Source organism: Pseudomonas sp. BSw22131, from assembly GCF_026810445.1.
Lineage (GTDB): Bacteria > Pseudomonadota > Gammaproteobacteria > Pseudomonadales > Pseudomonadaceae > Aquipseudomonas > Aquipseudomonas huanghezhanensis.
In genome coordinates, this window is record NZ_CP113949.1 from 3480379 (window position 1) to 3502856 (window position 22478).

General features: G+C 57.5%; 19 protein-coding genes and 2 pseudogenes. 10 read left to right on the forward strand and 11 right to left on the reverse strand.

What is annotated here, in order from left to right:
* Nucleotides 1–297 precede the first annotated feature (297 nt).
* Nucleotides 298–1752, forward strand: coding sequence for a mannose-1-phosphate guanylyltransferase/mannose-6-phosphate isomerase (locus OYW20_RS15625; RefSeq protein WP_268796856.1), 1455 nt, complete (start codon nucleotides 298–300; stop codon nucleotides 1750–1752).
* Between the two features lie 210 nt (nucleotides 1753–1962).
* On the opposite strand, the gene OYW20_RS15630 is transcribed toward OYW20_RS15625, so the two are convergent.
* The 3 genes from OYW20_RS15630 to OYW20_RS15640 form a co-directional block, all read right to left on the reverse strand.
* Nucleotides 1963–2340: a VOC family protein gene (locus OYW20_RS15630; protein ID WP_268796857.1), complete on the reverse strand. Its 378-nt coding sequence runs from the start codon at nucleotides 2338–2340 to the stop codon at nucleotides 1963–1965.
* 41 nt (nucleotides 2341–2381) lie between these two features.
* The gene (locus OYW20_RS15635; protein ID WP_268796858.1) at nucleotides 2382–3542 is read right to left on the reverse strand and encodes a glycerate kinase; all 1161 of its coding nucleotides are present in this window, start codon (nucleotides 3540–3542) and stop codon (nucleotides 2382–2384) included.
* A gap of 161 nt (nucleotides 3543–3703) precedes the next feature.
* Complete coding sequence (locus OYW20_RS15640) at nucleotides 3704–4792, reverse strand: sugar diacid recognition domain-containing protein (RefSeq protein ID WP_268796859.1); 1089 nt, start codon at nucleotides 4790–4792, stop codon at nucleotides 3704–3706.
* A gap of 164 nt (nucleotides 4793–4956) precedes the next feature.
* On the opposite strand from OYW20_RS15640, the gene OYW20_RS15645 reads away from it, so the two are divergent.
* Nucleotides 4957–6108, forward strand: coding sequence for an alpha/beta hydrolase (locus tag OYW20_RS15645; protein WP_268796860.1), 1152 nt, complete (start codon nucleotides 4957–4959; stop codon nucleotides 6106–6108).
* A 149-nt stretch (nucleotides 6109–6257) separates the two neighbouring features.
* On the opposite strand, the gene OYW20_RS15650 is transcribed toward OYW20_RS15645, so the two are convergent.
* A complete protein-coding gene (locus OYW20_RS15650) occupies nucleotides 6258–6971 on the reverse strand; it encodes a FadR/GntR family transcriptional regulator (protein WP_268796861.1) in 714 nt (237 codons plus the stop codon).
* Nucleotides 6972–7303: 332 nt separating this feature from the next.
* On the opposite strand from OYW20_RS15650, the gene OYW20_RS15655 reads away from it, so the two are divergent.
* From OYW20_RS15655 to pncA, 5 genes are all read left to right on the forward strand, one after another.
* The gene (locus OYW20_RS15655; RefSeq protein WP_268796862.1) at nucleotides 7304–8653 is read left to right on the forward strand and encodes an MFS transporter; all 1350 of its coding nucleotides are present in this window, start codon (nucleotides 7304–7306) and stop codon (nucleotides 8651–8653) included.
* A gap of 61 nt (nucleotides 8654–8714) precedes the next feature.
* Entirely contained in the window at nucleotides 8715–10067 is a 1353-nt protein-coding gene (gudD, locus tag OYW20_RS15660; RefSeq protein ID WP_268796863.1) for a glucarate dehydratase, read from the forward strand.
* Between the two features lie 215 nt (nucleotides 10068–10282).
* The gene (locus OYW20_RS15665; protein WP_268796864.1) at nucleotides 10283–10936 is read left to right on the forward strand and encodes a DUF1345 domain-containing protein; all 654 of its coding nucleotides are present in this window, start codon (nucleotides 10283–10285) and stop codon (nucleotides 10934–10936) included.
* Between the two features lie 42 nt (nucleotides 10937–10978).
* Nucleotides 10979–11944 carry a D-2-hydroxyacid dehydrogenase family protein gene (locus OYW20_RS15670; RefSeq protein WP_268796865.1) on the forward strand — a complete coding sequence of 322 codons (966 nt, stop codon included), beginning with the start codon at nucleotides 10979–10981 and terminating at the stop codon, nucleotides 11942–11944.
* A 73-nt stretch (nucleotides 11945–12017) separates the two neighbouring features.
* Nucleotides 12018–12680, forward strand: a complete 663-nt coding sequence (pncA, locus tag OYW20_RS15675) for a bifunctional nicotinamidase/pyrazinamidase (protein WP_268796866.1) — start codon at nucleotides 12018–12020, stop codon at nucleotides 12678–12680.
* Nucleotides 12681–12773: 93 nt separating this feature from the next.
* Here the strand turns inward: pncA and OYW20_RS15680 are convergent, their stop codons facing one another.
* A complete protein-coding gene (locus tag OYW20_RS15680) occupies nucleotides 12774–13262 on the reverse strand; it encodes a GNAT family N-acetyltransferase (protein WP_268796867.1) in 489 nt (162 codons plus the stop codon).
* 142 nt (nucleotides 13263–13404) lie between these two features.
* Here OYW20_RS15680 and OYW20_RS15685 point away from each other — a divergent pair, with 142 nt between their 5' ends.
* From OYW20_RS15685 to OYW20_RS15695, 3 genes are all read left to right on the forward strand, one after another.
* Nucleotides 13405–14307 (forward strand): formate/nitrite transporter family protein, encoded by a 903-nt coding sequence (locus OYW20_RS15685; RefSeq protein WP_268796868.1) that lies wholly within the window; start codon nucleotides 13405–13407, stop codon nucleotides 14305–14307.
* Nucleotides 14308–14502: 195 nt separating this feature from the next.
* Nucleotides 14503–15186, forward strand: coding sequence for a response regulator transcription factor (locus OYW20_RS15690; RefSeq protein ID WP_268796869.1), 684 nt, complete (start codon nucleotides 14503–14505; stop codon nucleotides 15184–15186).
* Entirely contained in the window at nucleotides 15164–16555 is a 1392-nt protein-coding gene (locus OYW20_RS15695) for a sensor histidine kinase (protein WP_268796870.1), read from the forward strand. Before OYW20_RS15690 ends, OYW20_RS15695 begins: the two co-directional genes overlap by 23 nt.
* A gap of 234 nt (nucleotides 16556–16789) precedes the next feature.
* Here the strand turns inward: OYW20_RS15695 and OYW20_RS15700 are convergent, their stop codons facing one another.
* The 6 genes and pseudogenes from OYW20_RS15700 to OYW20_RS15725 form a co-directional block, all read right to left on the reverse strand.
* Nucleotides 16790–17200 carry a PA0061/PA0062 family lipoprotein gene (locus OYW20_RS15700; protein ID WP_268796871.1) on the reverse strand — a complete coding sequence of 137 codons (411 nt, stop codon included), beginning with the start codon at nucleotides 17198–17200 and terminating at the stop codon, nucleotides 16790–16792.
* Between the two features lie 674 nt (nucleotides 17201–17874).
* The gene (locus OYW20_RS15705; RefSeq protein ID WP_268796872.1) at nucleotides 17875–18384 is read right to left on the reverse strand and encodes a hypothetical protein; all 510 of its coding nucleotides are present in this window, start codon (nucleotides 18382–18384) and stop codon (nucleotides 17875–17877) included.
* 125 nt (nucleotides 18385–18509) lie between these two features.
* Nucleotides 18510–19070 (reverse strand): hypothetical protein, encoded by a 561-nt coding sequence (locus OYW20_RS15710; RefSeq protein WP_268796873.1) that lies wholly within the window; start codon nucleotides 19068–19070, stop codon nucleotides 18510–18512.
* A 1-nt stretch (nucleotide 19071) separates the two neighbouring features.
* Nucleotides 19072–21054: pseudogene (locus OYW20_RS15715) on the reverse strand (type IV secretion protein Rhs); the annotation flags it as partial.
* Between the two features lie 306 nt (nucleotides 21055–21360).
* Complete coding sequence (locus tag OYW20_RS15720; protein WP_268796874.1) at nucleotides 21361–21684, reverse strand: DUF7716 domain-containing protein; 324 nt, start codon at nucleotides 21682–21684, stop codon at nucleotides 21361–21363.
* Between the two features lie 18 nt (nucleotides 21685–21702).
* Nucleotides 21703–22461 (reverse strand): annotated as a pseudogene (locus tag OYW20_RS15725) (RHS repeat-associated core domain-containing protein); the annotation flags it as partial.
* Nucleotides 22462–22478 lie beyond the last annotated feature (17 nt).

Here is a 22478-nt window from a genome sequence, read left to right on the forward strand (position 1 = left end):
CTCAAGAATGTGCTTAATCGACAAATTATTGGCTTAAATCACAAGTAAGCGAAAAGAGTCACTTTATTGACTTTTATCCCCTAAAAGCCTGCGTCAAAAGAGCCAGTCATCTATTCAGGGATTGAAGACATGGAACAGTTCTTATGTGGGCGCTTTGCTCATTATTCTTTCGCTCAATGGCTCAAGCGTGATCGCACTCCCCGGTTCCCGCTGCATGCACGATGAGTCTGTCAGCTTCTATCTCTCTATTCCGTTGAGCGCTGCCATGGCAGCGCAATTTTCTCGCGAGGCTTTCTAATGGGCACTTTGATTCCCTGCATTATCGCTGGCGGTGCTGGCACCCGTCTTTGGCCTGTCTCGCGTGAAGCGATGCCCAAGCCGTTCATGCGACTGCCGGATGGCGAAAGCCTGCTGCAAAAAACATTCAAACGGGCGACAGGGCTGAAAGACGTCGAAAGCCTGCTGACCGTGACCAACCGCGATGTGTACTTCCGCACCGTGGACGACTACCGCCTGCTGAATAAAACAAAAGTGCAACTGGACTTTCTGCTGGAGCCGTTCGGTCGCAATACAGCCCCCGCCATCGCCGCGGCGGCCCTGCATGTGCTGTCGCGCTACGGCGCCGACGCGCAATTGCTTATCTTGCCGGCCGATCACCTGATCAGTGACATCGAAGCGTTCGGCGCAGCCGTAGCCAGTGCGCGCAAACTCGCCGACGAGGGCTGGCTGGTGACGTTCGGCCTCAAGCCGACCAAGCCGGAAACAGGCTTCGGCTACATCGAGAAGGGCCAGGCACTCAGTGGAGAAGCATTCCAGGTGGCGCGTTTCGTCGAGAAACCGGATGCGCACACGGCTCAGGAATACCTCGACGGCGGCCTGCACCTCTGGAACGGCGGCATGTTCTGCATGCGCGTTGACGTTCTGTTGAGTGAACTGGAAGTCCACGCGCCGGACGTGTTGGCGGCGGTCAAGGCTTGCCTGGCCCAGTGCACGAGCAAAGAAGGCAACAATGAGCTGCAAATGGAGCTGGACAGCACCAGCTTTGCGCTCGCGCCGGACATCTCCATCGACTACGCACTGATGGAGCGTTCGCAGAAAGTCGCCGTCCTGCCTTGCGAGCTCGGCTGGAGCGACATCGGCTCCTGGCAGGCGATTCGCGAACTGACGCCCGGCGACGCTCAAGGCAATCAGTGCAACGGGCAAACGGTCCTGCATGACGTGACCAATTGCTACATCGACTCCCCGAAACGCCTCGTTGGCGCTCTGGGCCTCGATAACCTGATCATTATCGACACCCCCGATGCAATCCTGATCGCCGACGCGTCGCGCAGCCAGGAAGTGAAGGTCATCGCGCAGGAACTCAAACGTCAGGGTCACCCGGCGTACCTGCTGCACAACACCGTCACCCGGCCTTGGGGCACCTACACCGTGCTCGAAGAAGGCAAGCGCTTCAAGATCAAGCGCATCATGGTCAAGCCTCAGGCCTCGCTTTCGCTGCAAATGCACCACCATCGCAGCGAACACTGGATTGTCGTCAGCGGCATGGCGCTCGTGAGCAACAATGATCGCGAATTCTTGCTCGACACCAACGAATCGACGTTCATCAAGCCGGGACACACTCACCGCCTGGTCAACCCTGGCGTGATCGATCTGGTGATGATCGAAGTGCAGAGCGGCGAATACCTGGGCGAAGACGACATCGTGCGGTTCACCGACGTTTACGGCCGCGTCCCGGAAGCGACCAAGGCCTGACGCACGTCGGGCCACCGACCCCGTCGATGCCTCAAGGAGCGCTGTAGATGGATTACAGCCGTTCCAGACTGATCAAATACGCGCCGCTTATCGGCGCGTTTTTGCTGTACACGAGCCATGCGTGTGCCGAGACAATTTTGCGGGCGCCACGGGCCGTGACCTGGCAGGACTTTCTCTTGAGCGCTTCGGCGCTCACAGCAGGCGAGGGGCTCAGAGGTACTCGGAAATTTCGATCAGGTTCAGGTCCGGATCACGCACATACACCGAGCGGATCGGCCCGGCAGCACCTGTGCGGTTGATTGGCCCCTCGATGATCGGCCAATCGGCATCGTTCAAGCGCTCAATCACCTGCTCAAGCCCTATAGACGCGATAAAACACAGATCCAGCGCACCTGGCACCGGGACGTGGGCCTTGGGCTCGAACTCCTGACCGCGCACGTGCAGGTTGATCTTCTGATTGCCGAACCTGAACGCGCGCCGTCCTTCCCCGAATGTCTCCAACTGCATGCCGAGCACGCGGGTATAGAAATCCACTGTCGCGTCGGCGTCTACGGCGGTCAGGACCAGATGGTCGAGGTGATCGATCATGCTGTTACCTCCTTGGATGTTTGCTCGATTGATCGATGCCGTCAGTTAGTTGTGCTGTTACTTGCGCGGTCGGTAGCCAGTTGCCACACGCGTGCGAGGTCACGTGCACGGTCGTGAAGCAGCGTCGTGGCGTCGCGGCAGGCGTCATCGAGCGTCATGGGGCCACTCGTCAGCCCAAAGGCCGCGCTGATGCCGTGTCGATACAAGTCGGCGTAGCCCTCCCCCAACGTACCGGCCAGCACAATCACCGGCACGCCTTGGCGCTGGGCGATCCGGGCGACCCCAAAAGGCGTTTTGCCGCGCAGGGTTTGTGCATCGAAGCGGCCTTCGCCGGTGATCACCAGGTCGGCGCCTTCCAGCGCGTGCGCAAGACCCGTGAGGTCCGCCACCACCTCGACACCCGGCCGAAACGAGGCGTTCAGATAAGCCTTGGCCGCAAAGCCCATTCCGCCTGCCGCGCCGCAGCCGGGATACTCACGCTCGTCACTGCCCAGTGCACTGGCGGATTGATCGGCGAAGTGCCCCAACGCGGCATCCAGCGCAAGCACCTGATCGGGAGATGCGCCTTTCTGCGGGCCAAAAATATGTGAAGCGCCATTTGGGCCACACAGCGGATTGTCGACGTCGGCTGCGACCTCGAAATGCACGTCGCGCAAACGCTCATCCAGGCCGTCAAGCGCTATGCGGGCAAGGTTTGCCAACGCGAGGCCGCCCGGCGGCAGCGGCTGGCCGTCGCTGTCGAGAAAGCGCGCACCCAACGCTGAGAGCATGCCCGTGCCGGCGTCGTTGGTCGCACTGCCACCGATCGCCAGAATGACGCGGCGCGCACCCGCGTCCAGCGCCGCGCGGATCAACTCACCCGTGCCCTGCGTACTGGTCACGGTTGCGTCACGTTGCTCAAGCTTGAGCAGTTGCAGCCCGCTGGCCATGGCCATTTCGATGATCGCGGTACGCGTCTCGGGCAGCCAGCCCCACTGCGCGTCGAGCTTCTTGCCCAGCGGGCCGCTGACCTGATGGGTCATCCATTGCCCGCCGCAGGCCGCCAGCACCGCTTCGATGGTGCCTTCGCCGCCGTCGGCCATGGGGCATTCGACCAGCTCGGCCTGTGGCCAGACCTCGGTCAGCCCACTCGCAATGGCCTGCGCAACAGCCTGGGCACTGAGACTGTCTTTGAAGGAATCAGGGGCAATGACAATTTTCATGGTTGTTCTCCTTGTTTGATGCCCGATAGTCGCACCGCTGTGGGAATTTTCCGCGTGACCTTCGCACAATGGCGTGTTGCACCGATTGGTCATCCGAACAAAACCAGCCTGTAACTGATGATCCACGGCCTGCGCCAGAATCAATGGCAAGGCACTGGGAATCAGCCGCGTGGTTTGGTTTCAAGCCCCACGTACAAGCGCAGCAGATCGTCGGTGCGATAGGGGTCGCAGCCGCTGATTTCGGCAATTTTTTCAAGTCGGTAGCGCAAGCTGTTGCGGTGGATGCCCAATGCGTCGGCGCAGGCCTGACTTTCGCCGCTGTAGTCGAGCCAGCAGCGCAGCGTCTCAAGCAACTGCGCCTGGCCGTCGATTCGCTGGACCGGCTCGCCGACACGCGCCGCCAGCCAGTCATGACGATAGCGCCAGAACAGCACGGGCAAGCGATGGGATTCCAGCCGCAGCAATTGCTGTTGCGGCTTGACGTGGCGGGCGTACTCCAGCAAATCGCGGGCGGCCGCACAGGCATGCCGCAGTTCGGCCAGATCAGTTGCTTGCGCCACGGTGCCCATACGTATCACTGCCCAGCCTTGCAACGCCAGTTGCTCAAGCAACAGCGCATCGTCGCGTTCCTTCCCCGCCTCGCGGCACCAATACAACAGCGTCGGCTCGCAGGTCACGCACCAGCTGTGGGCGTAGCGACTCATCAACCAGTTGGCGATGTCCCCGGTCACTACGGCGTCACCGGCGGTCTCGATCAACACCGCCTGACGTGGCAACTGCGGCTGCAAACCCAGGTGCTCGGCTTCATCAATCAGGCTCTGCTGGCTGTCGCCCAACAACAGCCGCGCCAGCAAATCCTCGCTGCGTTGCTGCCGCCACTGCTCATCAGCCTGTTGACGACGATGCTCCATCAGCATCTCGGCGGTCATCTTCACCAGTTCGGCGTAAACCCGCACCTCCTCAGGCTCGCCGGTAATCCCCAGTACGCCCACCAAGGTGTGATCGAGCATCAGCGGCAGATTGACCCCCGGCTTGACGCCCGCCAGTTGCCTGGCAGTGTGCGAATCAATCTCTACCACCCGGCGGTTCGCCAGCACCAATTGCGCACCCTCGTGCCGGGTGTACAAGCGCTCTGCCTCACCGCTGCCAATGATGATGCCCAGGTAGTCCATGACGTTGACGTTGCACGGCAAAATCGCCATCGCCCGGTCGACAATGTTCTGCGCCAATGCGTGGTCAAGGACGAACATAGAAAGGGGCCTGGAGGGTCTGCGAGGAAGTGGTCATGAAGGTCACGGCCATGTTTTTGTTGAAATTGGCGGAAGTCTGCCTGAATTTTTGATAAAAAAACCGAGTCTTCTGAACTGGATCGCGACTGTTGATCTGCCCCCCATCACGCAGAGTGTTCACCCCCTTGGCAAAACCTCGACTTGCGTTACTCCTACCATTGTTTGCCCTCCAGGCATGCGCCTCGACCAGCGCGCCGCTGGGCCAGACGAGTTTCACTGAGTACCGGCAGCAGACGGTTGACTGGATTGAGCAGCATCGTACGTTTCAGACCCGCGATCAGGCGCGCGAAGTGGAGTGGAATGCGCCGCAGGAGTGGCGCCCCTCTGGCACGCCCAAACGCGGGATTCTATTGGTGCACGGCTTGGGGGATTCGCCGTGGTCGTTCAATGACATTGGTCGCACGCTGGCCGCTCAAGGGTTTCTGGTTCGCACGGTGCTGCTGCCGGGGCACGGCACGCAGCCGTCCGACATGCTCGACGTCTCGCTGAAACAGTGGCGCCAGGTGGTTCGCGAGCAGGCGCAGATTCTGGGACGCGACGTGCCGAAGGTGTACCTGGGCGGGTTCTCTACCGGTGCGAACCTGGTGCTGGATTACGCCTATGAGCACGACGAAATCGCCGGGCTGGTGCTGTTCTCCCCAGCGTTTCGCCCGGCCAATACCTACGCCTGGGTGACTCAGTACATCAGTTGGTTCCGGCCGTGGCTGGCGACACCGAATGATGGCATCAGACCCATGCAGACACCGGTGCGCTACCTGAACGTACCGACCAATGGATTTGCGCAGTTTTACCGCAGCGCATTGATGGCGCAGAAACGCCTGAAGCAGAACCCGTACGGTAAACCGGTATTCGTGGCGATTACTCAGCATGATTCGGTGCTGGACACGGCGTATGTGCTGGACAACTTCAATCAGCGTTTCAACCATCCCGCCAGCCGTTTGATCTGGTATGGCGACAACCCCACCAAAGCTGCGGCCTCACCGCGCGTGCTGGTGCGCAATGATTACCTGCCGGAGTACCGCATCGCTCAGTTCTCGCACATGGGCCTTCTTTTTTCGCCCGACAACCGCTTGTACGGCAAAGACGGCAGCCAGCGCCTGTGCTGGAACGGCCAGGAGACTGCCGACATGCAGAAATGCCTGAACGGCGAACAGGTGTGGTATTCGGACTGGGGCCACCGCGAACCCGGCAAGGTGTTCGCCCGATTGACGTTCAACCCGTATTTCGAGTGGCAGTCACAGGTGATGGTGCAGGTGCTGAATGCTGTTGGGGATTGACAGGATTTTGTTCTGCCCGTAGGGCGTAGGAGTCCAGCTTGCTGACGATCTGCCGGGCACCGACAGTAAACCCGGTACATGCGGTGTGTCAGGTTTTGCGAGGGTGTCCGCGTGTGGGACAGCTGTACAGCCCGCAACGACCGAATATCTCACTCCCCCGGCGCCAGCCTTTCGCGGCTATTGCTCAAGTGCGTCCACATCGCTGCCCTCGCGGCATCGGGATCCTGGCGGCGGATGGCGCTCAGAATCGCTTCGTGTTCCAGATTGGCGAAGTAGGCATGGCGCGTCAGGTTGGCGCCTGCCCTTTCACTGCTGGCAATGCGGCTGCGCGGGATGATCGCCGTGCCGAGGTTTTGCATGATTTCGACGAAATACGGGTTACCGGTCGCCTCGGCAATCAACCGGTGAAAACGCTTGTCGGGCTCCACGCAGCTGTCCTCCTTGGCGAGCAGGTCTTGATAATCGTCGAGCGCCTGGCGCATCGCATTAAGCTGCTCCTGAGTGCGCCGCCCTGCCGCCAGTGCCACCGCCTGGGTTTCCAGGCCCATGCGCAGTTCGATGATGTGCCGCACACTGAACGCGGTTTCAACCTTCAAATGCAGCCCGCTGTGATCGGAGCGCTGCAATACGAAGGTGCCCTTGCCCTGATGCGTCTCCACCAGCCCGGACGCCTGCAGCTTCGAGATCGCCTCACGCACCACAGTCCGGCTGACGCCGTGTTCACGCACAATCTCGCTTTCGGAAGGCAGCTTGTCACCCGGCGCGATCTTGCCCATCAGAATACGTTGGCTCAGGTCAGTCACCAGGTCGGTTGCCAAGCTGTGTTGACGCCGCTTTGGCTGCGTGGCGGTGTGTTCCTGCATGGGTGTCTCCTGACAATAACGAAGCGGAGTTGGTGTAGCCCCAGGAAAAGCACTTGTACTTTTGCGTACCCGACCCTGGCATGAGTCATGGAATTCGTGCCAGACACGACCGCCATAAAGACGCTGGAAGCCGCATTACCAGAACCTGAGAGCGAAGGATAAAACTCATTCAACTTGTATGACAAGCTATGAAACCGAGCAAAATAATCTGCTTATAGCGCCATAAACCGATTGATTAGCGCCGCTCTACTTGTATGATGACTAACAACAGGTCAACACCTGTCACACACTCGCAGCAACCCGCATAAAAATAATCAGTGGGAGTCAACACAGTGAACGCATCCTCAGCAGGGGCGCATGACAGCCCCGATTCCGTCCTGCAATCGGCGGTCTCGAAAGTCAAACGCCACATCCTTCCGCTGTTCGTCATCATGTTCATCGTCAACTACATCGACCGGGTCAACATCGGGTTCGTGCGCAGTCACATGGAACACGATCTGGGCATCGGCGCCGCCGCCTACGGTTTTGGTGCTGGCTTGTTCTTCATCGCTTATGCGCTGTTCGAAGTACCCTCCAACATCCTTATGCAGAAAGTCGGGGCACGCATCTGGCTCACCCGGATCATGTTCACCTGGGGCATCGTCGCCGCGTGCATGGCCTTCATCCAGACCGAAACCCACTTCTACATCCTGCGTTTTCTGCTGGGCGTGGCCGAAGCCGGTTTCTTCCCCGGCGTGATTTACTACTTCACTCGCTGGTTGCCAGGCGTCGAGCGCGGCAAGGCCATCGCGATCTTCCTCAGCGGTTCAGCATTTGCTTCAGTGATCTCGGGCCCGTTGTCCGGCCTGCTGCTGCAAATCGAAGGCTTGGGCATGCACGGCTGGCAGTGGATGTACCTGATCGAAGGCCTGTTCTCGGTATTTCTTTGCGTCTTCGTCTGGTTCTGGCTGGACTCCAAACCCCAAGACGCGAAATGGATGAATCAGGCAGAAAAAGACGCCCTCACCCACGCCATCGACGCTGAACAAGTAGCCCGTGAAGCCGCCAGCCCGGTGAAAATGTCCATCGGCAAACTGCTCAAAGACCGGCAGATCCTGATGTTCTGCCTGATGTACTTCTTCATTCAGCTGACCATCTACGCCGCCACCTTCTGGCTGCCGAGCATCATCAAGAAGATGGGTGATCTGTCGGACATTCAAGTGGGGCTGTTCAACTCGATCCCCTGGTTCATCGCCATCGTCGCCATGTACGCGTTCGCGTCGATGTCGGCCAAGTGGAAACACCAGCAGGCCTGGGTGGCTGGCGCGTTGTTGATCGCCGCTGCCGGGATGTTCATGTCCACCATTGGCGGGCCGATATTTGCCTTTATCGCCATTTGCTTCGCCGCCATAGGTTTCAAATCCGCGTCGTCGCTGTTCTGGCCCATCCCACAAGGCTATCTGGACGCACGCATCGCGGCTGGCGTCATCGCTTTGATCAACTCGGTGGGCAACCTCGGCGGCTTCGTGGCGCCGACCACCTTCGGCCTGCTGGAACAACACACCGGCTCCATTCAGGGCGGGCTGTATGGCCTGACCGCGACGTCGATCATTGCAGCGGTGCTGGTGTTTTTCGTGCGGACCACCAAGAAGCACGAACCCGCGCCCGGCATGTCTGGCACGACGACACCGGTTCATCCGTAACCACCAACTCTTTCGAACCGGCACCACGCTGCCTGAAAGCACTGAGCAAAGGATTCAGACAATGACCACTCAATACGCGCAGAACACCGGCAAAGCCCCGGTCATCAACGATCTGCAGATCGTGCCGGTGGCGGGCCACGATGACATGCTGCTTAACCTGAGCGGTGCGCACGGCCCCTACTTCACGCGCAACATCGTGATCATCAAGGACAACGCCGGGCACACCGGCGTGGGCGAGATCCCCGGCGGCGAGCGCATTCGCCAAACGCTGGAGGATGCCCGCTCACTGGTGGTCGGCCAGACGATTGGCACGTATCAGAAGATTCTCAACGATGTGCGCCGCGCCTTCGCTGAACGTGATTCCGGTGGTCGCGGACTGCAAACCTTCGACCTGCGCATCACCATTCACGCCGTGACAGGCCTTGAAGCGGCGCTGCTCGACTTACTCGGTCAGCATCTGGAAGTCCCGGTGGCGGCACTGCTTGGCGAAGGCCAGCAGCGTGACGAAGTGAAAATGCTCGGCTACCTGTTCTACGTTGGCGACCAGAAGAAAACCAGCCTCGCCTACCGCACCGAAGAAGACGCCGACAACGACTGGTTCCGCGTGCGTCACGAAGAGGCTCTGACGCCTGAAGCGGTGGTGCGTCTGGCCGAAGCGGCGCACCAGCGTTACGGCTTTGAAGACTTCAAGCTCAAAGGCGGCGTACTCAGTGGCGATGCGGAAATCGACGCGGTGACCGCCCTGTCCGAACGCTTCCCGAAAGCGCGAATCACTCTGGACCCAAATGGCGCCTGGTCGCTTGAAGAGGCCATCCGCCTGTGCCGCGATCAGCACAAGGTGCTGGCCTATGCCGAAGACCCGTGTGGTGCTGAAAACGGCTATTCCGGCCGCGAAGTCATGGCCGAGTTCCGCCGCGCCACCGGCCTGCGCACCGCCACCAACATGATCGCCACCGACTGGCGTGAGATGGGCCACGCGATCCAGCTGCAATCAGTGGACATTCCGTTGGCTGACCCGCATTTCTGGACCATGCAGGGCTCGGTGCGGGTGGCGCAGATGTGCAACGAGTGGGGCCTGACCTGGGGCTCGCACTCCAACAACCACTTTGATATTTCACTGGCGATGTTCACCCACGTGGCCGCCGCTGCGCCGGGCGACATCACCGCTATCGACACCCACTGGATCTGGCAGGACGGCCAGCGCCTGACCAAGGCGCCATTGCAGATCGTCGGCGGCAATGTGCAAGTGCCCAAACAGCCAGGCCTGGGGGTCGAGCTGGACATGGACCAATTGGCCAAAGCCCATGAGCTGTACAAGGGCATGGGCCTGGGTGCCCGCGACGATGCGGCGGCAATGCAGTTTTTGATTCCGGACTGGAAGTTCAACAACAAGGCGCCGTGTTTGGTGCGTTGATCACGGAGCTGTTAGCTGCAAGCTTCAAGCTTCAAGCTAAGAGCTAAGAGCACTGAGATCCTCGCTTGTAGCTTGTAGCTCGCCGCTCGCCGCTTATAGCTTGCCCCTCAAGATTCTTGCCACTTGGCGACCGGCGCGTAACCCCTTGCGCGCCGTTTTTCTTTGCGTTATCACTGCGAACCCATGTACCTGCACGTCCTGCCGCGAAGCCTTCCATGCCTCTTCTTTCCCAGACCCATCCTCGCCTGTCCATCTCCGCCGCGTTGGGCGCAGCCGCAGGCATAGCGTCATTTTTTATCGCACCCGGCGTCACCCTGACCACCAAGTGCCTGATCGCCTGGAACGTCGGCGTGTGGATTTATCTGGTGCTGATCATGCTGCGCACGTTGCGCTCCAAGGCCGAGGACGTGAAGCGCATCGCCGAGATCGAAGACGAAAACGCGGGCCTCGTCCTGGCGATGGTCTGCGTGGCGGCGATTGCCAGTCTCGCGGCGATTGTCCTTGAGCTGTCTGGTGCCAAAGCACTGCCTCCCGGCGACAAAGCGCTGCATTACGCCTTCACCGGTCTGACGATTGTCGGCTCATGGCTGTTGACGGGTGTCATCTTCAGCCTGCATTACGCCCGCATGTTCTACACCTGGCGCGGCAAAGAGCCGGCGCTGCGCTTCGCCGATGGCGAAGTGAACCCCAACTACTGGGACTTTCTGTACTTTTCTTTCACCCTCAGCGTTGCCGTGCAGACCTCCGATGTCGGCGTGGCCACCCGAGCGTTACGCAAAGTGGTACTGGCGCAGTCGCTGATCGGATTCCTGTTCAACACTGCCATTCTCGGATTCTCGATCAATATCGCGGCGGGCCTGTTTGGCTGAGGCGTGTCGCACCACTGTCTTCCTTGCATGAGGCTTATCCAAATGACTCAGGGTTCTGCGGTAAAAATTGCGGTACTGGATGATTGGCAATCCGTCGCCCACCACGTGGTGGACTGGACGGCACTCGATTCAATCGGCGAAGTGAGTTTTCTGCACGAGTTCCCCGCTGATACGGCAACGATGGCGTCGCGGCTGAAGGACTTTACGGTCATCTGCGTGATGCGCGAGCGGACGATATTCGACGATGCGCTGTTTAGCCAGTTGCCCAACCTCAAGCTGATGGTGACGGGAGGCATGCGCAACGCGGCGCTGGACGTCGCCGCCGCCAAGCGCCTGGGCATTCAGATTGCCGGCACCGAGAGCTATAAATACGCAGCACCGGAACTGACCTGGGCACTGATCATGGCCGTGACCCGCAACATCGTCGATGAGGCCAATTCCCTGCGCGCAGGCAACTGGCAAGTGGGTATCGGCAGTGACTTGTACGGCAAGACGTTGGGCATCGTCGGATTGGGCAGCATCGGCCAGAAGCTCGCCCGATACGCACAGGCGTTTGACATGAAGGTCATTGCCTGGAGCGAAAACCTCACCGCCGAGCGCGCCGCCGAACATGGCGTGACGTACGTGAGCAAGGCTCAGCTGTTCGAGCAGTCGGACGTGGTCTCGGTGAATCTGGTGCTCAGTGATCGCAGTCGTGGGTTGGTGGACGCCCAAGCGCTGAACCGGATGAAGCCCACGGCGTATCTGGTCAATACGGCGCGTGGTCCGATCATTGATGAGGACGCGCTGGCTGAGGTGCTCAAACAGAAAAAGATCGCTGGTGCGGCGCTCGACGTTTATGGCCAGGAGCCGCTGCCCGCTGACCACCCTTTCCGCTCGCTGCCCAACCTGCTCGCCACCCCGCACGTGGGTTACGTGGCCGAGAACAACTACCGGATGTTCTTCACGCAAATGATCGAGGACATTCAGGCATGGCACGCGGGCGCGCCGATTCGGTTGTTTGGTTGACGGCTATGGCACATCCCTTGCGGTTGCGGCACATTCAACACTTCATCAAGCAATGCCTCATCAAGGATCTGAGATGACGACCACATTCCCAAGCCTCCGCCCCTCGGACCCGCGTTGCGCGTTGCTGGTGATCGACGTGCAATATGACTTTTTGCCTGGCGGTGCGCTGGCGGTGGCCGACGGCGACGCCGTGGTGCCGCTGATCAATCGCCTCGGAGCGCAGTTTCGTAACGTGATCATCACCCAGGACTGGCACCCGGGCGGGCATATTTCCTTCGCCTCGACCCACGCTGGGCGTGCGCCGTTTGACACGATCACCCTGCCCTACGGCCCGCAAACCCTTTGGCCAGATCACTGCGTACAAGCCACTCACGGGGCCGCGTTGCACGCGGACCTTGATCTGCCACACGCGCAACTGGTGCTGCGCAAAGGTTGTAATCAGGGGATCGACAGCTATTCGGCGTTCATCGAAGGCGACCGCACCACGCAGACGGGTCTGGCCGGGTATCTCAAGGAGCGCGGCATCGACAGCGTATTCGTGGTCGGCCTGGCGCTGGATTTTTGCGTGGCATGGTCTGCGCTGGATGCGCGTACGGCGGGTTTCAATACGTGGGTCATCGAGGACGCGTGCCGTGCAATTGACCTCGGCGGCTCCCTTGAAAAAGCCTGGAGCGAGATGCTGGCGGCGGGGGTTGAGCGGATTGATAGCACGAATATCCTGAGCCTTCCGCTGTAGGAGCCTACGTGTTGGCGAGACGTTTTACAGGCATCCGCATGATGACGTCTCGCGAACAAATTCGCGCCTACAGAGGTTTCGCTCGCAGAGTGATCAGCGTTTATCCGAGGCAAAGTCTGTAAGGCTCTGGCCCTCCATCCGATACCGCACCCACTCGTCCTGCGGCTCTGCGCCAATCGATTTGTAGAAATCAATCGCCGGCTGGTTCCAGTCCAGCACGCTCCATTCAAAACGTCCGCAGCCGGTGTCGACGGCGATTTTCGCCATGTGCCGCAGCAACGCTTTACCCGCGCCAACGCCGCGATGCTCCTGCGACACATACAGGTCCTCCAGATACAGCCCTTTGCGCCCTAGCCAGGTTGAATAGCTGAGGAAGTACACGGCAAAACCAATCGGCTTATCGTCGAGCAGACAGATAAGCGCCCTGGCCGGTGAGGCGGCATCGTCGAACAGGCTTCGTTCGATATCTGCGAGGCTCGCAAGCACCTCGTGCTCGGCTTTTTCATAGATCGCAAGCTCAGTGATAAAACCCAGAATCTCGGCGGCGTCAGCTCTGTTTGCGTCACGAATGTGAAGGGTCACTCTGTTACTCCTGTTTGAGATTAAAACGACATCGTTCAGGGGCGAACGACAGATGACAGATTGTGTCTGAAGCAACAGTCCTGTTCAGCATCAAATGCTCATGCCGGCACTTCGTTAACGATCAACGTACCCAGGAACACCCATGGAAAACCAGGAAGAAGAAGGCAAGACCCCCGGCATCACCGCAAAGGAAGAACAGGAAATCGACGAGAACAAGCCGCCACGAGCGGCGGTTCTGCATGAAACCATTCGCGCCCAGGGCGATCATGAGCTGGAGCGCAGCGTGACCGCGCTGTGGTGGTCGGCGTTGGCGGCTGGCCTGACCATGGGCTTGTCGTTGATGGCCATGGGGCTGCTCAATTCAAGACTGCCTGACAGCGAAAGCTTCAAGGCAATCGCCAGCTTCGGCTATTGCGCCGGCTTTCTGGCGGTGATTCTTGCGCGTCAGCAACTGTTCACCGAGAACACCCTGACGGCGGTCCTGCCGATCATGACCAAGTTCACCGTGAAGAACATCGCGCGGCTATTCCGGCTGTGGGGCGTGGTGCTGGTGGGCAACCTGTGCGGCACGTTGCTGGTGGCGTACGTCATGCTGCACTTGCCTATTTTCGACACCAGGACAGATCACGCTTTTCTTGAGATCGGTCGCAAGATCATGGAGAACGATGTCGGCACGATGTTCGCCAAAGGGATCATCTCAGGCTGGATGATTGCCACGATGGTTTGGATGATCGCCTCCATGGAGTCGGCAAAAGTGGTGATCATCATCATGATCACGTACCTGATGGCGCTGGGCGATTTCACCCACATCGTCGTCGGCTCGGCCGAAGTGTCTTATCTGGTGTTTGCTGGCGAACTGCCGTGGAAGGACTTCTGGATGGTCTTCGCAGGCCCGACGCTGGCAGGCAATATCATCGGCGGCAGTTTCATCTTCGCCCTGATCAGCCACGCGCAGATCAGAAGTGAGACAGGGGCGCCTAAGGAAGAGCCCGCCGCAGTCAAGCGTGAAACCCCGGCTGAATCCAGGCGCGAGGCCAAGCGATAACTGACGGATATCTGTAGGAGCGAATTTATTCGCGAGGCGCCGGGCCTGATTCGCCGCCACCATTTCTCGCCAACAAGTTGGCTCCTACAGGGACCAAATAACAGCGTCTGTTCTTTCCTAAATATTTATTCAGAAAAAACCGCCGCATTTATAGGCAAACTACACCTTCCAGTTGCAATGGCTTCAGGCAAACCCATGACCCGAATTCTGACGATCGAAGACGATGCCGTAACGGCGAAGGAAATCGTGGCTGAACTAAGCAGCCACGGCCTGCAGGTAGACTGGGTCGACAACGGCCGCGAAGGTCTTGTGCGTGCCGTCAGTGGTGACTACGACCTGATCACCCTGGATCGCATGTTGCCGGAAGTCGACGGGCTGGCGATTGTCACGACCATGCGCGCACTGGGCATTTCCACTCCGATTCTGATGATCAGCGCCCTGTCCGATGTCGACGAGCGCGTGCGCGGTCTGCGCGCAGGCGGTGATGATTACCTGTCCAAACCGTTCGCCTCCGATGAAATGGCTGCGCGGGTCGAGGTCTTGTTGCGACGCAGCAATCCCGGTACCCAGGCTGAAACCATGCTGCGAGTGGCCGATCTGGAACTGAACCTGATCACCCGTGAGGCCAGTCGTGCGGGCCAACCTCTGAACCTGTTGCCCACTGAATACAAGCTGCTCGAGTTCATGATGCGCAACAACGGCCAGATCATCACCCGCATGATGATTTTCGAGGAAGTCTGGGGTTATCACTTCGACCCCGGCACCAACCTGATCGATGTGCACATCGGTCGCTTGCGCAAGAAAATCGATCCCCCTACCCTGACGCCCCTGATTCGAACCGTTCGAGGCTCAGGATATGTCATTGCCGAACCCGTCTAAGGGCTGGCGTTCTTCCAGCAGCCGCTTGCTGGCGCTCTACAGTTTCTTGTTCGTGGCCTGGAGCAGCATCCTCATGGGGGTGTTGTACTGGGAAGTCACCAGTTACCTGAACACCCTCGCCCGCCATTCGCTGATGCAGCGTCAGCAATTGTTCTCGCGCTTCGAGGGCGAGCAACTGGATGACGCGCTGGCCAACAGCGACAAGTTCGACATGCGCTCGGTCGATGCCTACGGTCTGTTCGACAAAGACCTCAAACCGATCAGCGGGCCGATCCACAAGGTCCCGACCGGGCTGCCCCTCAACGGGCAGATCGAGGAACTCGACACCTGCATCGACTCCGACAACCCTGACCTGCCACGCGCCAGTTGCGACGCCGTGGCGGTTCACACCCTTGATGACCGCTGGCTGGTGCTGGTGCGCGACAACGGCTCGCTGTTTGCCGTGACCACGTTGATTCTGCGCGCACTGCTATGGGGCATTTCGCTGACCATCCTGCCGGGCATCGCGGGCTGGCACTTGCTGCGCCGCCGTCCGTTGCAGCGTATTCGTGCGATTCAGGCGAGTGCCGAGGCCATCATCATCGGTGACCTGACGCGACGCCTGCCGGTGTCTGACCGTCGCGATGAGCTGGACATGCTGGCCGACATCGTGAACGCCATGCTTGATCGTATCGAGCGCCTGATGAACGAGGTCAAGGGCGTCTGTGACAACATCGCCCACGACCTGCGCACGCCGCTGACCCGGCTGCGCGCGCAGTTGTACCGGATTCAGCAGCAATCCCCGGAAGACTCGTCGCAGGGAGAACAGATGGCCCAAGTGATCGCTGATGCCGACACGCTGATGGCGCGGTTTCGTGGGTTGCTGCGGATTTCGGAGCTTGAGGATCATCAACGGCGTTCAGCATTTGGTCGCCTGGACCCACGTCCCTTGTTGCAGGAGCTGCACGACTTCTACCTGCCGCTGGCCGAAGAAGGTGGTGTGACGCTGGAGCTGACGGTCGCCGACGCACTGCCGCCGGTGGTGGGGGATCGGGCACTGCTGTTCGAAGCGCTGTCGAACCTGCTGAGCAACTCGATCAAGTTCACCCCACCCGGCGGCAAGGTCACCATGATCGCCCGGGCCGAGGGCGACGCGACGTTCATCGAGGTGCAGGACACCGGCCCTGGTATCCCCGCTGCCGAACGCGAGGCCGTGTTCAAGCGCTTCTACCGCAGCGAAGGCGGCAACCAGCAAAGCGGCTTCGGCCTGGGCCTGTCCATCGTCGCGGCCATCGTCAACCTGCACGGCTTCAAACTGAACATCGGCACCAGCCCCTCCGGCGGCGCGAGCCTGGTGCTGGAGTGCCGGCAGGTCTTGGCGCTGGGGTGAATGCCCATTCGTGGGCTCGCGCAAAACCTGTGGGAGGGAGCTTGTTCGCGATGGCGTAAGCAAGCCCGTTACATGCCCAGCGCAAGGATTAGAGACTGGAATCTGACACCGCGCATTATTTGCGGCCTGGGCATTTCTGCCTATCCGACCAAACCTGATGACAAAAGCGTGGTGCAAAAAAAGCCCACAGCTTTCACTGTGGGCTCAACGAAGACCGTCGAAGGGAGCGTTCTGTTAACCCGGCATGCAAGTGAAGTCCTTGCTGTGACCAACCTGTTTACCGCTCGAGTCTTCCAGCTTCACGCTGTACGCCTCGCCCAGGCTCGACTCCACAAGCTTGTAATGCTCGCCAGCCTTGAACTGATCGAACTTCAGACCGCTCTGGCAATTCATCTGATCGTCATCGCCGTAACCGTCGACGATCAGGTTCACATCCAGCGTATGCGCGCCGGGTTTGACTTCAAAATAACGGCCGTCATCAAGCCGCTTACCGTCCAGGTTTTCAGCCATGAGGACACCATCGGGCTCTTCCTGCAGGCCGATCCAGGCCTCGCTCGGGTCAGCTTTGGGCATCGAGCCTGCACAAGCGGAAAGTACAGCGACCAAACTCAACATTGGCACCAGCAGTAACGACTTGGCGTTCATGACGCAAACCTCAGTAGTGAAAAAGTCCCTGTTGCACAGGGTAGATTTCGACAGACCAAGGCTGCGCGTGCGGCAGATGAACAACAAATGAATGCCGCATGAAAGTTGGTTGTGTGCGGTGATGACTAATTGTTCATTTGGTTGATGGTGGGGTGTTAGGTGCGTGCGTGGTGTTGGGGGGTGTGGGGTTGGAGGTTGGCTTGGTAATCGCGCGGGCAGCAGATGGGTTGTGGGGTAGATGACCAGCAGTTCGCGTTTTAATTATCAAGCTTACGTTCGATTTCTTCGTCTGCCGCACTCAATATATTAGCTATAACATTAGCACTAACCTGCTAAATAACCGCATCAGCATCTTTCTCGTATTTTTTACCAATATAATGGTGTGTTTACGCTTTTCCACTTTCATTAAAATGGCTCAGCACGTACTCTCCACCATAAACTGGGCATGCCCATCTAACTACAATCTAGATTTTTGCAAACTCAGCCAACGACTGCATAAGCTTAGCGAAACCCATACTTTCTTCATTCGCTCTATTTCTGATAAATGTGTAAACATCTTTTCTGGGTGATAACACTTCTACAACCTGACCTCTCTAATTAGTAACCTCAATAAACCCATTCACTACCCCATTCAAATTTTCAACCTCAGAAATAAGCGTTGGAAACTTTATAAGCTAACCGTTCTTTCCTGCCCCACTACCTATTCTAGGGTTATCAAAATAAACTTTCAGTTTAGGGGATGCATCCCGCCTCCAACGAAAGACAGGAACCATGCGAGTCATCATTTCTTTAAATTCGGACTCAGTCTCCTCTCCCGAAAACTCACATTGATAGATAGGCATGCACAGAAACAACTTTCCACGTTTAGATTCCAGTTGTCCTTTCAGGCAAGCATGGTAGGTGCTAGGAACAGCGATAGCGTGCGTAAACCCATACTCATTATTCGCCAGCGTATAAATATCTGGCGTTGATGGTGAAAGCCATGGCGGCGCTTGATCTAGAATCTCCGCCGCAAACTTTCTATCATTAGCATCCTCCGACACAGTCAACACGTCTCGATCAAGAGCGGTTTTAAGGCTGTAGCTATAGGTCGCTTTTGGGAGTTTATGCTGAAAAAAATAATATCCCACGGGCCCCTCATCAACTACAGAAAAGCTCTCCCTCAAATCTTGCCTTGTGAACATTTTACATTTCTTCTCAGTCATAATTAGGGCGAACGTCGACGACACATAAAACCATCAGTAGCGCACACAGAGCCCAGGTCTAGAACAACTGCTATAAAGAATATCACTCCATGCAGCACAGAGCATTACAATGTAAAATCTCGATCATCGACTGCGGACTTCTGATCGCTTTTCTTGAACCGTACAGTAGGGAAAAACGTTAGCCCGTAACCACGATACTTTAAAGGTGATTGCAACCCCACATAACCCGAAACTGTAACGCTATACAATCCACTTGCAACTTCCAAGTAGTCACTATTTGGTAGCCGCCCCTGATAATTAGCTTTGTAGTTTTTAAAGAAATCTGAATCCCAGTCCGTTAACGCATTCAGATCAGCAACAACAACGATACCAGAACTCACTTCGAGTGAGATTCCGGGATAATCAAATTTTAAACCAACTCGATTTTTTTCGCCAAGTGCTTCGCCGTCAATAAGTACTGAGTACTCGTCCTCTGGTATCTGATAGACAGGAATTAGGATTCCTTCATCAATTGCTGCACGACCTAAAACCTCATCTTCTAAAAAAGCATTAAAAACATTTGACCCGATCACATCATTTTCGACAAGGAAACCATCAAGTACCAGCGGATCAAATATGATGATTCCCGGTGAATACAGCTCGATACTTGCGTGCTTTTTATCCATTACGTCCTCCCGCTGACTTAATATTAGAGCCTTTCCCAAGCGATTTATTCAGGGTTTTGGTCAGCTCCCCTGCCGGGTCATATTCGTGGCGCCGATGAATCGGGTTGTACGCGTGTTCCACCAGCAGTTCCGGGGTGATGCCGGGATTGTGGAGTCGGGAAAGCTTTTTCGCAGGCAGCGACGATGCAAACTGCCAGCTCTTGCGGCCCATGGCGTCGTAGCCGAAACAGCTTGTCAACTTACCTTGTGTGCGCAGGACTTCGCGGTGCAGATCGTCGCGTTCCATGTCGCTGATCAACTGGCCGTCGAGGTTCAGTTGGTGCAAGTGGCCGCTGCCGTAGTACAGATGATTGAGGTGTTGGCCTGTCGGCAACGTCAGCGTCGTGAGGTTGCTCAGCGGATCGTATTCGTAGGCTAACGCGCCTTGGGGTGTGGTCTCTTTGGTCAGGCGGCCTAGTAGGTCGTAGGCGAAATCCAGTTTTTCTTCGGAGACGCCCAGTTTCTTACCGGTGGCGGTAGGAAGTCGCTCAATGGAGAGCAGGCGGTCGCCATCGTCATAGGCGTAATCCTGACGAGCGTCGCTGTTGACCTTCGCCACCAGGCGACCAATCTGATCTCGCTCAAATTCAGTCGTGCGTTGTGGCCGTTCAGCCCGCTCGCCGTAGCCGGTTTCTTCAACCTGAGTCAGATACCCGCCGACAGTGTAGGCGAAGCGTCGGGTCAGGTTGTCAATGCGCTGCTCTTCGATCAAACGATCCGAGGCGTCGTAGGCAAAGCGGTAAGCCGCGTTGTTTTCGTTGACCAGTGCGGTTAGGCGAATGGCTTTGTCGTACTCGTAGCTGATGCGCTGGCCCTTGGCGTCCTGGCGGCTGGCAGGCAGTCCGCGTGCAGTTCGCAGCAGACGCGTGGTCTGGCCTTTGCCGTCGGTGTGCGTCAGGACTTGCCCAAGGGCGTTGTAGGTAAACGACTCGCCAGTGCCGTCCGGGTGCTCGATGCGCAGCACTTCGCCGTCGGGCTTGCGTTCAAGGGTTGTTGTCTGATTCACAGCATCGGTCACGGCAACCAGGTGCTGGCGCTGGTCGTAACGGTAATAGGTACTTTTGCCCGAGCAGTCCTGAAAACGCTCGACCTGCGCCAGGGTGTTCCACCACAGGTATTTGGATTTGCGCGTGGCGTCGATGATGGTGTGAGGCAGGCCATCGTCGCTGTTGAGGTATTCAGTGGTGTAACCGAGGGCGTCGGTTTCTGCGATCAGGTTGCCTTTGTCGTCGTAGCGGGCTTTCCAGACGCTGCCGTCGGGGTAAGTGGCTTCGGTGACCAGCGTCGTACCGAAGTGGTGTTTGTAGCGGATCTTACGGCCCAGCGGATCGGTCTCTTCGATCAGGCGGGAGAAGTCGTCGTACTTGAACGCCAGCTGATTGCCATCGGGTAGCGTGATGCCAATCAGGTTACCGGCTTCGTCCAGGTGCATGGCGTAGCGTTCACCGCCATAATCGCGGCTGGCGATGACAAGGCGGTCCTCGTTGTAACGCACCTCCAGCTCACGGCCCAGCACATCGACCGCCCAGGACGTGCGCTGCGCGAAGTCGTAGCGGAAATGAAAGTGCTCGCCGTCACTGGTCCAGTGTTCGACCACGCGAGGCTGACCGTCGATGGTTTCCCAGCGGTAGTTGCAGCTCAGGCCCAGAGCATTGCTGTGGCTGATCATCACGCCGTCGGTGTAGCTGAACCGACGCATCGAATCGCCATTGCGGTTGATCACTTCACTCAGCTGGCCGTCGTCGCTGTAACGATACTGGACGAGGGTTTCAACGGCTTCATTGCCCACTACCCGCTTGACGTCGGTCAAGCGGCCAAGCGGATTGTCGTAGTGCAGGTGCACGCGCACGCCACCGGGGGCGCTGATGTCGGTAAGCGTACCGTCGGCCGTTCGGGTGAAATGCAGGTAGTGTCCGAGAGCATTTTCGATGCGTTGCAGCGGGACTTCGATCTATCGTCTAGGGTCTTCAGGCACTTTTCTGACTAAGGCTCTCCTATCTCTAGGTCAGCGCACCTTGCGGTATGGTCTCTTTGATCAGCCGGCCAAGAAAGTCGTAGTAAAATTCCAGATTATCTTTGCCAATGCCGAGCTTTTAACCAATGGCGGTCGGCAACCGCTCGATCTACAGCAAGCGGTTGCAGTCGTTTTAAGCTTAAGTGCAATATTAATGCACATCTGGCTAAGCACGAAAATTATTACGCACTTAGTAGTTCCTTATATTTAATCCTAGGCCTCGCTCCCGCCCATACTTCAATAAAAATCATCGCTCTCTAAATAGTAATTGATAGCATGAATATAGTCGTCAATAATAGATCCTTCTTTTTTTCCTCTCTGCAAATCAATAACGCTTTGGAAGATTTCGACGTCAAAGAAATACCGAGCATCGTTCTGCGTTGCTAGTACAGGATTACCTTCCTCATCCAGATCCTCTAGCTCATCATCCCCGATCAAAAGCAAGATCTCTACATGCGCTGGGTCCGCGCGCCACTTTTCCCGATCAACATAAAGGGTTCCGAACTTGTCAAGTTTTTCAGTATCTACGATCAAAGTTGCCAGGTTTTTATAAACTATCATATGTCCGTTCTCCTTCGATTATCTGCAAGCACTACCGCCACCCCACCGCTTACGCCCACCCTCTCCCTTGGAGTGATAGTCAAGGTGACGAGATTTATGGTCTTTCATGTCTACCAGCTGCAATAAACCTCCAACTTGGCCGTGATGGTGCCACGTCGTGCCAGGGAAAGCCTTTCCTCTGAACGTACCTCGAGTTGTCGGCGCAACATGCTTCTCGATCCCTGGGTATCTACCCTCGAGATTCGCTCTCAAAGCAGGATCGTTTTTCATCGCATAATGCAGTTGGCGATTTGATTCGCCAAAATGCACTGGGTCCGGGAGTCTATACATTTCTCGCGACGGTAACTTGGCCTCGAAAAACACATCGTATACTCCTGGGTTCGAGCTTGCTAAACCCAAAGCATCAATCCACCCAATGGGGTTTAACCCATACGCATAAAGATTATCTCCTCCCAACAACCCAATCGGGTCCTGCGTTATAAACCGCCCCACCTCCGGATCGTAATACCTGAACGTGTTGTAGTGCAGCCCAGTCTCACCATCGAAATACTGACCCTGAAACCTTAAATTCTGCTCAACCTCGTTTACCGCCAAGGTTTCAATGGAGCCCCACGCCTTGTACGTCGCCTGCCAGACGATCTGTCCGTCGGCGTCAGTCATTTCCAGCGGCGTGCCGATCTGATCGGTGTGGAAGTAGTAAAGCTTCTGATCCTGGCCTTCACTTTGATCAAAGCGAGCCAGCAGCGCGTAACTTCTAAGTTCGTAGATATACAGGCTGTCTGTTGTCGCCTTAT